Source organism: Desulfovibrio psychrotolerans, assembly GCF_013340305.1.
Lineage (GTDB): Bacteria > Desulfobacterota > Desulfovibrionia > Desulfovibrionales > Desulfovibrionaceae > Halodesulfovibrio > Halodesulfovibrio psychrotolerans.
Genome location: NZ_BLVP01000002.1, coordinates 313,058 through 325,425 on the forward strand (window position 1 = coordinate 313,058; position 12,368 = coordinate 325,425).

General features: G+C 60.6%; 10 protein-coding genes and 1 pseudogene. 10 read left to right on the forward strand and 1 reads right to left on the reverse strand.

What is annotated here, in order from left to right; genetic code table 11:
• Window position 1: 1 nt before the first annotated feature.
• The 8 genes and pseudogenes from pheT (at window position 2) to HUV26_RS04275 (ending at window position 10,378) form a co-directional block, all read left to right on the forward strand.
• Window positions 2–2,431: a phenylalanine--tRNA ligase subunit beta gene (gene pheT, locus HUV26_RS04240; protein WP_174408853.1), complete on the forward strand. Its 2,430-nt coding sequence runs from the start codon at window positions 2–4 to the stop codon at window positions 2,429–2,431.
• 150 nt (window positions 2,432–2,581) lie between these two features.
• Window positions 2,582–2,807 (forward strand): annotated as a pseudogene (locus tag HUV26_RS04245) (MerR family transcriptional regulator); the annotation flags it as partial.
• Between the two features lie 847 nt (window positions 2,808–3,654).
• Window positions 3,655–4,311, forward strand: a complete 657-nt coding sequence (gene rpe / locus HUV26_RS04250; RefSeq protein WP_174408901.1) for a ribulose-phosphate 3-epimerase — start codon at window positions 3,655–3,657, stop codon at window positions 4,309–4,311.
• A gap of 226 nt (window positions 4,312–4,537) precedes the next feature.
• Window positions 4,538–6,532, forward strand: a complete 1,995-nt coding sequence (tkt, locus tag HUV26_RS04255; protein WP_174408854.1) for a transketolase — start codon at window positions 4,538–4,540, stop codon at window positions 6,530–6,532.
• A 308-nt stretch (window positions 6,533–6,840) separates the two neighbouring features.
• The gene (locus tag HUV26_RS04260) at window positions 6,841–8,019 is read left to right on the forward strand and encodes a phosphoglycerate kinase (protein WP_174408855.1); all 1,179 of its coding nucleotides are present in this window, start codon (window positions 6,841–6,843) and stop codon (window positions 8,017–8,019) included.
• A gap of 176 nt (window positions 8,020–8,195) precedes the next feature.
• Entirely contained in the window at window positions 8,196–8,699 is a 504-nt protein-coding gene (locus HUV26_RS04265; protein ID WP_174408856.1) for a DoxX family protein, read from the forward strand.
• Window positions 8,696–9,214: a rhodanese-like domain-containing protein gene (locus HUV26_RS04270; protein ID WP_174408857.1), complete on the forward strand. Its 519-nt coding sequence runs from the start codon at window positions 8,696–8,698 to the stop codon at window positions 9,212–9,214. The genes HUV26_RS04265 and HUV26_RS04270 overlap by 4 nt, the downstream gene beginning before the upstream one ends.
• 177 nt (window positions 9,215–9,391) lie before the next feature.
• Entirely contained in the window at window positions 9,392–10,378 is a 987-nt protein-coding gene (locus HUV26_RS04275; RefSeq protein WP_174408858.1) for a quinone oxidoreductase family protein, read from the forward strand.
• Between the two features lie 100 nt (window positions 10,379–10,478).
• Here HUV26_RS04275 and HUV26_RS04280 read toward each other — a convergent pair whose 3' ends face one another.
• Window positions 10,479–10,742, reverse strand: a complete 264-nt coding sequence (locus HUV26_RS04280; protein WP_174408859.1) for a hypothetical protein — start codon at window positions 10,740–10,742, stop codon at window positions 10,479–10,481.
• 223 nt (window positions 10,743–10,965) lie between these two features.
• Between HUV26_RS04280 and HUV26_RS04285 the strand changes: the two genes are divergently transcribed.
• Window positions 10,966–11,595: an FMN-dependent NADH-azoreductase gene (locus HUV26_RS04285; RefSeq protein ID WP_174408860.1), complete on the forward strand. Its 630-nt coding sequence runs from the start codon at window positions 10,966–10,968 to the stop codon at window positions 11,593–11,595.
• A gap of 72 nt (window positions 11,596–11,667) precedes the next feature.
• The gene (locus HUV26_RS04290) at window positions 11,668–12,351 is read left to right on the forward strand and encodes a Crp/Fnr family transcriptional regulator (protein WP_174408861.1); all 684 of its coding nucleotides are present in this window, start codon (window positions 11,668–11,670) and stop codon (window positions 12,349–12,351) included.
• Window positions 12,352–12,368 lie beyond the last annotated feature (17 nt).

Here is a 12,368-nt window from a genome sequence, read left to right on the forward strand (position 1 = left end):
CATGCTGTTGAGTCTCAAATGGTTGCGTGAATTTGTCCCGTTCGAAGGCACCCCGCAGGAGCTTGGCGACAAGCTCACCATGCTGGGACTGGAACTGGAAGAGATTATCCATCCCTTTGCCGCCATTAAAGATATGGTGGTGGGGCATGTGCTCGACTGTGTGCGGCATCCGGAGGCGGAAAAGCTTTCTGTGTGCACCGTGGACGTGGGCGGGGACGAACCGCTGACCATAGTGTGCGGCGCGCCCAACGTGGCCAAGGGGCAGAAGGTTCCCGTCGCCACGGTGGGCACCGTTATGCCTGACGGCATGGAGATAAAGAAGGCCAAGCTGCGCGGACAGCCCTCGCACGGGATGATCTGCTCGGAGCGCGAATTGGGACTTTCTGAGGAGCACGAGGGCATTCTGGTGCTGCCGGAAGACTTTGTTGCCGGTGCGAATCTGGTGGAAGCGCTGGATCTTGACGACGTGGTGCTGGATATTTCCATTACGCCCAACCGCGCGGACGGCCTTTCTGTGCTGGGCCTTGCGCGTGAGGTGGCGCTGGCGTTTGACCTGCCGCTGACCATGCCCTCTTTTGAGCTCAGGGAGTCCGGCGCGGACTGCACAGGCGAAGTGGCAGTGGAAATTGCCGATGCCGACCAGTGCCCCGTGTTTCACGGACGCATCCTTGAAGGATTTTCTGTGGGCAAAAGCCCCGCATGGCTGCGTTATCGCCTGCATGCCATCGGCCTGCGTCCCATTTCCAACATTGTGGACATTACCAACTATGTGATGATGGAACTGGGCCAGCCCATGCACGCCTACGATCTGGATCTGCTGGAAGGCGGGCGCATAGTGGTGGATTTTGCGGACGAAGGGGAAACCTTTGTCACGCTGGACGGGCAGGAGCGCTCCATGAAGGGGAGCGACCTGATGATCAAGGACGCAGTGCGCAGCGTGGGCATTGCCGGGGTTATGGGCGGTTTGAACACGGAAATGAACGATACCTCCACCCGCGTGTTCCTTGAGGCGGCGGTGTTCCGCCCCGGTTCCGTGCGCAAGACGGCCCGCCGTCTGGGCCTTTCTTCCGATGCTTCCTACCGCTTTGAGCGCGGCGTGGATCAGGTGAACTGCCTGTTTGCCATGAACCGCGCGGCAGCCATGATGGCTGAAATTTCGGGCGCGAGCGTGCGCCCCGGCATCTGCAAGGCTGAGCCGCGTCCGTGGAAGGCGCCTGTTCTGCGCTTCCGCCCTGAACGCGCCCGCGATCTGCTGGGCGTGGATGTGGGTGATGCGTTTTGCCGCAAGACGCTGGAGAAGCTGGGCTGCACTGTGGAGAGCGCCGCAGAGGGATCGGCTGAGTGGAAGGTGGTTCCGCCCAGCCACCGGCTGGACTATGAGCGCGAGGCCGACCTGATTGAAGAAGTGGCGCGCGTGTACGGCATGGACAGCATTGCTCCCGTGCTGCCCAAGGTGAGCCGCCCGCTTGCCGCCCGCGATGATGCGCGCAACGAGTATCTTTTCTGGGCCAAGATCAAGCGCTGGGGTAGCGGCCTTGGCCTGAACGAGGTGATCAACTATTCCTTTGTGGGACAGAAGGATCTGGACCATCTCGGCCTGCCTGCTGAAGGGCGCATTCCCATCATGAACCCGCTCACGGCGGAACAGGATGTGCTGCGCACCGCGCTTGCCCCCGGACTGCTCCAGAACCTGCGCCACAACATTGCGCAGGGCAACACCGGGCTGCGCCTCTTTGAACTGGCGCACATCTTTGAGGCGGACAGCACCTCGGACACCACGGCCAAGGAATCCGGCCGCCTGAACATTCTTTTCTACGGCGACCGTTTTGACGGGGAATGGCCGCAGGTGCAGGCCGATGCGGACTATCAGGACATCAAGGGGTGTGTGGAACATCTGCTGGCGCACCTGCATGTGGGCCGGGGAACCTTTGTGCTCGAAAAGGGGCATAGCTGGCTTTCTCCCTGCGTGGGCGTGTTTGCGGGCGGTGCCCGTGTGGGTGTGATGGGGCGCGTGAAGCCTGACATCGCGGATGCCTACCATGCCCGCAAGGATGTTTGGATGGCCGATCTGGACACCGATGCCCTGTGCGAGATGCATGCTGCCAATGCCATTGCCTTTGCCGCGCTGCCCGTGTATCCGCCGTCGCGCCGTGACATGACCGTCATTGCCCCCGCAACGCTGCCTGTGCAGGCGGTGCTGGATCATGTGGAGGGCATGAAGCTGCCGCTGCTGGAGAGCGTGGTGCTTATTGATGTTTTTGTGCCGCCTGCGTCAGGTGATGCGGGGGCTGCGGAGGGGGAATCTGTGCGCAATCTTACCTTCCGCCTTACCTTCCGCCATGCCGCCAAGACCCTGAAGGACAAGGAAGTGGACAAGGAGCGCGAAAAGGTGGCAGATTCGCTCCAGAAGGCGTTGCCTGTGCGTATTTAGCCTGCGGAGCGGGTTGCGCGGGCGATTCGGGTGCTTCTGTGTGATTGAGACGGGCGGGGCTATGGCTTGTGTTGCGTCAATGCAGGAGAATACTCGCCGTATGTGGTGCTTGGAGAGCAATGCCCGCTGACCCGCGCGGATGGAGGACGGATGGAGGAGAAAACCTATCGCATAGGCGAGGCGGCAAAACTGCTGAATCTGAAAACCTATGTGCTCAGGTTCTGGGAGACTGAGTTTCCCCAGCTTGCCCCCCACCGTACCGAAAAGGGCCAGAGGCTTTATACGGAGCAGGATGTTTCCACCCTGCGGACCATACGCCATCTGCTGCATGAACGCGGGCTGACCATTGAAGGCGCGCGGCGTATTTTGACCGGACAGGGTGATCCGCTTTTTGCGGAACAGGCGGCGGGGGATGGGCATCCTTCTGAAACGTCCCTGCCGGGGACGATGCAGTCGCTGTACAGCGAGACGCTTACCGAGGCCGTGATGGCAGCCCTGCAAAGGGCAGGGCAGACGGGGGCGGGCGGTTATGCCGGCGCGGGGGCGGGCCGTGACGCAGGGGACGATGTTGCTCATGATGCGGTGGCTGACGGCGTGGGCGACGAAGAGGATTTTCCGCGGGACAGGCAAGCCATAGAGGCCATTGTGGCGCGGGTGCTTGCTTCGGGACACGGGATTCCTCCGGGATTGGGCGAACCGGCGCGGCAGAGGGCACATGAAGCTGCACAGCCTTTGACGGTGCAGGTTGCCGCACGCGGAGATACCGTTCGTTCTGGCGGACTGACGGGCGAAATGAAGGCCGGGATACCCGGTGAGATGCCCGGCGTCAGAACAGGTAATGTGCCGGACGTCAGGGCAGGTAATATGCCGGACGCCAGGACAGGTAATATGGCGGACGCCATGAGAGGCGAGAGAGTGGCCGGGAAACCGGAAACGCTGTTGCCGCCCCAGCCGGACGGATGCAGGTTGGTTGTGCGGGAAGCCATTGCCGAACTGGAAGCCCTGCGGGAGATGTTGAAGCCGCGCCAGTGCCGTGGAGCAGGCGCCGATACGTTTTTTTAAAGGATTTGCGGATGCCGGAGCCCGGCAGAACCCAAATTCCGACCCATAATTTTTTGCCGCGCATTCCGCCCATGACCCACCGACTGCGGGCGCGGCATGTTGAACTGGCAGCCAAGACGCATCCGGCGCAGGTGCCGGGTGGCGAGAAGAGAGACACCAGAATGATTCTTTCCCCTTCGTTGCTTTCCTCGGATTTCGGGCGGCTGGCCGACGAACTGGAAGCCCTTGCGTCCGCAGGGTGCACGTGGGTGCACTGGGACGTGATGGACGGTTCCTTTGTGCCCAACATCACCCTTGGCGCGCCTGTGATAAAACGGCTGCGCAAGGAAAGCTCCCTGTTTTTTGATGTGCATCTCATGGTGGACCGCCCGGAACGGTATGTGGGCGATTTTGCCGATGCCGGTTCCGACATGCTTGTGGTGCATGCCGAAGCCACGGTGCATCTGGAACGCGCCGTTGCTGAGATCAAGCGGCTGGGCATGCAGTGCGGAGTGGCGCTGAATCCTCACACCCCGCTGAGCGTGCTGGAGTATGTGCTGGACCAGCTGGATATGGTTCTGATCATGAGCGTGAACCCCGGTTTTGGCGGACAGAGATTTTTGCCGTTCAGCCTGCGCAAGATTGCCGAGCTTTCTGCCATGATCAAGGCGCGCGGGCTTACCACGCTTATTCAGGTGGACGGCGGGGTGGACCCTGACAATACGCCGGAATTGGTGCGGCGCGGGGCGGACGTTCTGGTTTCCGGTTCCGCGTTTTTCGGTTTTCCGCCGTACGCCGACAGATTGCAGACCTTCATGCAGGCGGCGGCCAAGGCCTGAACAGTCGCTGAAATGACGGGCCGCTGGGCAGGCTGCAGCAATGGCTGAGCAGGCCCGGTTTCCTTTGCGTGCGCAGGGGCGGGGTGCTGCCTCCTGCAACGCGTATTATGAGCGGCCTGCATAGAGTTTTCTTACGGTTATCACAGCGGTGCGCGCGCAGTCTGCACGCCCACACGTATCCGGTATCATTCCGGTATAATCCCGGTATTATCCGCAGGAGGAAAGAATGCCCTCTCGTAAACATCTCGCCAATGCCGTTCGCGTTCTCAGCATGGACGCCGTGCAGAAAGCCAAATCCGGCCATCCCGGTGCGCCCATGGGCATGGCGGATATCGCCGAAGTTCTGTGGAACGATTTTCTGAAGCATAATCCCGGCAATCCCAAGTGGTATGACCGGGATCGGTTTGTTCTCTCCAACGGGCACGGGTCCATGCTCATCTACTCTTTGCTGCATCTGAGCGGCTACGACCTGAGCATGGATGATATCCGCAATTTCCGCCAGTTGCACTCCAAGACCGCAGGGCATCCGGAATACGGTGTATGCCCCGGCGTGGAAACCACCACAGGCCCGCTGGGGCAGGGCATTGCCACGGCTGTGGGCATGGCCATGGCAGAACGCCTTATGGCTGCGCAGTTCAACCGTGAAGGGTTTGACGTGGTGGACCACCACACCTACGTGTTTCTGGGCGATGGCTGCATGATGGAAGGCATTTCGCACGAGGCGTGCTCTCTTGCGGGAACGCTGGGACTTGGCAAGCTGGTGGCCTTTTGGGATGACAACGGCATCTCCATTGACGGCAAGGTGACGGACTGGTTCGCGGAAGATACCCCTGCCCGGTTTGAAGCCTACGGCTGGCATGTGGTGCGTGATGTGGACGGACACGATGCCGAAGCCGTGCGCAAGGCGGTTCTTGCCGCGCATGCGGAAACGGGGCGCCCGAGCCTGCTGTGCTGCAAAACTGTCATAGGATTCGGGGCACCCAACAAGGGCGGGTCTTCTTCCACCCACGGTTCGCCGCTTGGGGACGAGGAGATTGCGCTTACCCGTAAGAATTTGGGCTGGGACCATGCACCCTTTGAGATTCCCGCCGATGTGTACAAGGGCTGGGACGCCCGTGAAACGGGCATGGCCCGCGAGAGCGCGTGGAATGACCTGTTTGCCCGCTATACCGCAGCGTATCCCGAACTGGCTGCCGAGTTCATCCGCCGTATGCAGGGCGAACTGCCTGCCGACTGGGACGCGCATGTTGCCGCCGTACTGGAGCGGACCAATGCCGAGGCGCAAAGCCTTGCCACGCGCATTGCCGCCCAGAAGGCACTGGCTGCGCTGGGCGTGAAGCTGCCGGAAATGGTGGGAGGCTCTGCTGACCTGACGGGGTCTGTGGGCACCAAGTGGGAAAACTCCGTGCTGCTCAAGCCCGGCAAGTGGGATGCCAACTACGTTTCCTACGGCGTGCGTGAGTTCGCCATGGGAGCCATTATGAACGGCATGACACTGCATGGCGGCATTCTGCCCTATGCAGGCACCTTCCTCATTTTTTCGGACTATGCAAAGAATGCCATCCGCCTTGCCGCGCTCATGCGCATACGCACCGTGTGGGTGCTGACCCATGATTCCATAGGTGTGGGAGAAGACGGACCTACCCACCAGCCGGTGGAACAGCTTGCCGGGCTGCGGCTTATTCCCAACTGCCATGTGTGGCGCCCGTGCGACACCGTGGAATGCGTGGAAGCGTGGCGCAGCGGGGCGGAGTATGCCGATGGCCCCACCTGCCTTTCTCTGACCCGCCAGACCATTCCGTTCATGGAGCGCAGTGCAACCGCCCTTGCCGACATCAAGCGCGGCGGATATGTGCTGCGGGACTGCGAGGGAACGCCGGAAGCCATTCTCATTGCCTCCGGTTCGGAAGTGGGGCTTGCCGAGGCGGCGTGGAAGCAGCTGACGGAATCCGGCTGCCGCGTGCGTGTGGTTTCCATGCCCTGCACCAACCTGTTTGATGCGCAGGACGCCGCCTACAAGGAAAGCGTGCTGCCCGCGGCTGTGACTGCCCGAGTGGCCGTGGAGGCCGCTTCTGCCGACTTCTGGTGGAAGTATGTGGGACTTGGCGGGGCAGTGGTGGGCATGAACAGCTTTGGCGAATCCGCCCCCGGCGACGTATTGTTCAAGCACTTCGGCTTTACCGTGGAGAACGTGGTAGCCACTGTGCGTAAGGTGCTGTAGCGCACCGCTGAGTATACTATGGACACCCGGCCCGGACATGCTATGATGCGCGTGTCCGGGCCTTTTGCATGTGATTGCTTTTTATTGTAGAGGGTTGCTGCGGGTTAGCCCGTTTGCAAGGGCGGAAGCCGGGGCGCAACCGGCAGAGTAGCATCGGCAGGGTATGCGCGGAGCGCACATTTTTTGCGGAAAGCAGTGGTAATGCTGCGGGAACGCTGCGCAGGTTCAGAGAGCCTTGCGACGCAGGCATATGTAAGAGATGCATGACAACCGGCCCTGATGGGCCGCAACAGGGCAGGAGATTTTCCATGGCAGTGCTGAAGATGGCAGACATGAATCTTACCGGCAAGCGGGTGCTCATCCGGCAGGACCTGAACGTTCCCATCAAGGACGGGGTCATCACCTCCATGAAGCGTATCAACGCCTCGGTGCCCACCATACGGATGGCGCTGGACAAGGGGGCGGCGGTTATTGTCATGTCGCATCTGGGGCGGCCTGACGAGGGTGTGTATTCGGAAGAAGCCTCTCTCAAGCCGGTGGCTGCCGCGCTGGGCAAGGCGCTGGGCATGGAGGTGCCGTGCCTGCGTGAATGGCTGGACGGTGTGGCTGTTCAGCCTGGACAGGTGGTGCTGTGCGAGAATGTGCGCTTTAACAAGGGCGAGAAGAAGGACAATGAGGAACTGGGCAGGAAGATGGCTGCCCTGTGCGATATTTTTGTCATGGACGCCTTTGGCACTGCGCACCGGGCGCAGGCCTCTACCAGTGCTGTTGCCCGGTTTGCTCCCGTGGCCTGCGCCGGACCGCTGCTGTGGCAGGAACTGGAGGCGCTGGGGCGTGCTCTGCATACGCCTGCACGGCCCGTGGTGGGCATTATCGGCGGCTCCAAGGTTTCCGGCAAGCTGACCCTGCTGGAGAACCTTTCCGCCAAGGTGGACAAGCTTATCGTGGGCGGCGGCATAGCCAACACCTTTATCCGTGCGGCGGGTTTTCCCGTAGGCAAGTCGCTGTATGAAGAGGAACTGGTGGGCGAGGCTGCGCGCCTGATGGAGGCCGCGCGTGCTGCCGGCGGCGAGATTCCCGTTCCTGTGGACGTGGTGGTGGGCAAGGAGCTTGCCGAGTCTGCGCAGGCCGTGCTCAAACCTGTGGACAAGGTGGAGGATGACGAGATGATTCTGGACATCGGGCCGGAGACGGCGAAGATGTACGATGCCATTCTCTCCAAAGCGGGAACCATTGTCTGGAACGGTCCGGTAGGCGTGTTCGAGATTGACCAGTTTGGTGCGGGAACCAAGGCATTGTGCGAGTCTGTGGCCAACAGCCCCGCCTTTTCCATAGCCGGTGGCGGCGACACTGTTTCTGCCGTGGGCAAGTACAAGGTGGCGGACAGGATATCCTACATTTCCACCGGAGGCGGCGCGTTTCTGGAGTTTCTGGAAGGCAAGGTGCTGCCCGCCGTGGCGGTGCTTGAAGAGCGGGCCAAAGGATAGCAACGCATGGTCCCGCCCGCCGGGGTAAATCAATAGAAGCTTTGCATCAGCATGAACCGCCTATGAGCCGTCCCGGAAAACCGGGGCGGCTTTTATTTGATATTTCTATGCAATGCGCTGAAATATATTTCCATTATCAATTTTTCATTGTCCGCCAAGCCTGATACACAGCGGGAATGGCGGCACAGCATCATCTTTCCAACACGGTGCCCTTTCTGAAGAAATGGCTCCCCTTCACGGTCCGCATGGCGCTTGCTGCGGTGTTTCTCTACGCCGGGGCGACCAAGCTTATGGACGTGCAGGCCTTTGCCCGTGTGATTGGCGAGTTCGGCATTCTGCCGCATCCGCTCCCGGGACTGGCGGCAATTATGCTGCCCGTGCTGGAAGTGGTTGCGGGGGCGGGACTGGTGGTCAACATGCGGGGAAGTCTGGCCGCGGTTACGGGAATGACCCTGCTGTTCATGGGCGTGCTGGGCTATGCAATGGCGGCGGGCCTTACCATTGCCGACTGCGGGTGTTTTGAGCCGGGTGAACTGCCGGAAGGTGTGGCGGACGGTTCTGCGCTGCGCGAAGCCTTTGTGCGCGATATCGTTCTGCTTGCCGCGTGTGTGTATCTGTATTGGTCACGTATGACCGCCCCCCTGTTCCTGTCACGCCAACAATCCGAGGAAGCTGTATGAAAAGGATTTTGCTTGCGTTTGTCTGTGTTCTTTCCCTTGTTTCCCTGACAGGCTGCATGAATTTTCTGTTCCCCGAAAGCGAGGTGGAACTGGAAACCAAGGCTATAAAGCTTGCCAAGGAAGTGCAGCGCGGTGAGTACAAGGTGCTCTCTACCGCAGAGCTCAAGGAGATGATGGATTCCGGCGCGGAAATGCTTATTGTGGACACCATGCCCTTTGAGGATTCGTACAAGAAGAATCACATTCCGGGTGCCGTGCAGTTTCTGTTTCCCATCCCGGACATGAATGAGTGGGATACCAAGGAAACGGACGGCAAGGACGTGGAAGCCTTCCGCGCCATGCTGGGTGATGATCTGGACCGCCCGCTTGTGTTTTACTGCGGTTTTGTGAAATGCACCCGTTCTCACAACGGGGCGGTGTGGGCGCGTAAGCTGGGCTATACCAACGTGTACCGTCATCCCGGCGGCATTAAGGCGTGGGCTGAAGCCAAGTACCCCGTATCTACCGTGAAATAACCGCAAGACGGACAACGATGTTTGCAGCCGGGCAGGGAAACCTGCCCGGTTTTCTTTTGCGCGGGTGCGTATTCTTTCTTTCCCACGGCGTGGGTTCTGGGATATAATGCGTATACCCGGAATCCGTTCCGGTGTTCCGGGAACTGAGAAGACCATGCCGCAGGGCAAGGAGAGACCATGACACACGCTATCCGAATGCACGCCACCGGGGGGCCGGAGGTTTTTGTGTGGGAACCGTATGACCCGGGAAGCCCCGGTCCGGGAGAAGTGCGGTTGCGGCATGAAGCCGTGGGGGTGAACTTTATAGATGTGTACCACCGTACGGGGCTGTATCCGCTGCCTACGTTGCCCGCCATTGTGGGTATGGAAGGCGCGGGCGTGGTGGAAGAGGTGGGGCAGGGGGTGACAGAGTTCGCCCCCGGTGACAGGGTGGCGTATGCCGGAAATCCGCCCGGCGCCTATGCCGAGGCGCGGCTTATTCCCGCCCGCAGGCTGGTGCACCTGCCTGATGACATTTCCACCGTGCAGGCGGCGGGTATGATGCTGCGGGGCATGACGGCGCGGTATCTGCTCTTTGGCTGCCATGCGGTGAAGAAAGGAGATGCGATTCTCATCCATGCGGCGGCGGGCGGGGTGGGGTCGCTGGTGTGCCAGTGGGCGAACCACTTGGGCGCGACCGTCATAGGCACGGTGGGCAGCCCGGATAAGGCGGAAACCGCGCGGGCTCACGGATGCCACCACCCCATTCTCTACAGGGACGAGGATTTTGTGAGCCGGGTCATGCAGATAACCGACGGACGCGGCGTGGACGTGGTGTACGACTCCGTGGGCAAGTCCACCTTCATGAAATCCATGAACTGCCTGCGGCCCATGGGGATGCTGGTGTCGTTCGGGCAGTCGTCCGGTTCTGTGCCGCCGTTTGACCCCGGCATGCTGGCCGCCAAGGGATCGCTTTTTCTCACCCGTCCCAGCCTGATGCACTACACGGAAGCGCGCGAAGACCTGCTGGCACATGCCCATGACCTGTTCGCCGTGGTGCGGCAGGGGGCGGTACGTGTGCCCATAGGGCAGCAGTTCCCTCTGCGGGAGGCGGGTGAAGCGCACCGGGCACTGGAGGCGAGGCAGACCACGGGTTCCACCGTGCTGGTTGTGCAGGAACGGTAAAAACAGGCGGTCCGCCCGTATGAGCCGGACGGACCGCGTTGTCGTATGAGCGGAGGTGCAGGGGGGCTTTGTCCGTTACGGAAAAGCCCGTTCAGTGCGGTTAGTGGACGGTGCCCACGGTATCGTCCCGCGTGAACATGCGCCAGCGCAGGATGCGGCCTTCCGCGTCCTTTTCCGGCAGGATGCGCAGAAGCTGGGTTTCCTGCCATATGTAGACCATGCTGTCGTCCGGGAAGACCTCGCAGCGCATGTTTTTAGCGATATCGTGCGGCTGCAGGCCGGATGGGGTGATGCCCAGTTCCTCAAGCTGCTCGCGGAGCAGTTCTTCTACGCGTGCGGCCACGCTCTGTGACATTTTGTTCATACGGGGGTTCTCCTCATGCTGTTTGTGGAGTATAGGACAGGTTGACCGTACAGGCAATGCAGGCGGTTCAGCTGACCATCAGGACATGGCAGGACATGGCAGGACATGGCAGGAGCCATGTGCAGGGTGGGCAGGAAAGGCGTGGCGCGCCATTGCCTTGTTGCCGGAAGGAACTATGTTGAGTGAAGGTTGATTGACGCAACATCAAACCAAGGAGCACACCATGACCAAGGTTTTGTATATTCAGGCTTCTCCGCGCAAAGAGCGTTCGCACGCCGTGGCCGCAGCCGATGCCTTTGTCGAGGCGTACCGCAGGAAGGACCCTGCCGCTGAAGTGACCGTGGTGAACGTGTTTGATACGGCCCTGCCGCCCTTTGACGGACCGGCGGTTTCCGGCAGGTACAAGCTGGGGCACGATCTTCCCGCAACCCCGGAAGAAAAGGCTGCGTGGGACAAGGTGCTGGGGGTTATCTCCCAGTTCAAGGCTGCAGATAAGTATGTCTTTGCCGTTCCCATGTGGAATTTCGGCATTCCGTACCGGCTGAAGCATTATGTGGACCTTGTGGCACACCCCACCCATACCTTCGGGTACAACGAGAACGGCTACTTTGGCTTGGTGACGGGAAAGCCTGTCTTTGTTGCCTATTCGCGCGGGGGCGAGTATCCTCCCGGGACTCCTGCGGAGAATTATGACTTCCAGAAACGCTACTTCGAGCTTTTTCTCGGTTTTGTCGGGTTTACCAACATCTCCTCGGTGGTGGTGGAACCCACGTTGGCGGGAGGGCCGGACGTTGCCGGAGAGAAACGGCAGGAGGCCATGCGGAAGGCCGCTGCGCTTGCAGATTCGTTCTAACAGGCCCTTTACTCCTTCCGGTCCGTCGCGTGCGGGCCGGAAGGATATGACAGGGCGCGGAGAGGATACCCGATGTTCGTGAAAAACGTCATCGCCCATCAGGCCCTGTTTGCCGGGTTGACGGATGAGCAACTCACCGGACTTGCATCGGTGATTGTGGACAAGCCCTATGAAAAGGGCGAGGTGATTTTTGTGGAAGGTACGCCCGCCAAAGGCTTCTACATTGTGGCGCAGGGGCGGGTGAAGATTTTTAAAAGTGCGCCTGACGGGCGGGAGGCCGTGCTGCATGTGTTCGGCCCGGGCGAGCCTTTTGGCGAGGTGGCGGTTTTTCAGGGCGGAACTTTTCCCGCACACGCCATGACGGTGGAAAAATCGCGGCTGCTGTTTCTGCCCCGCGATGCACTGGTTGCCCGGATATCATCGGACCCCACGCTTGCCCTGAACATGATGGCCGCCCTTTCCGGCAGGCTGCGGCAGTTTGCGGGCAAGATAGAATCGCTGACCCTGAAGGAAACCCCGCAGCGCCTTGCGGCGTATCTGATCACTGCCAGCGAGTTGAAGGACGGGGCGGATTCCTTTTCGCTGGACATAGCCAAGGGGCTGCTCGCCGGAATGCTGGGCACGGCGCGGGAAACACTTTCGCGCGCGCTGGGCAGGATGGTGGAGGAAGGAATGGTGGCGGTGGAGGGCAGGCAGATTACCATTTTGGACCGCACATCGCTGGAAGCGCTGGCAGCAGGGGTGGAAACGCTGTAGGTTCTGATATTTTTTAG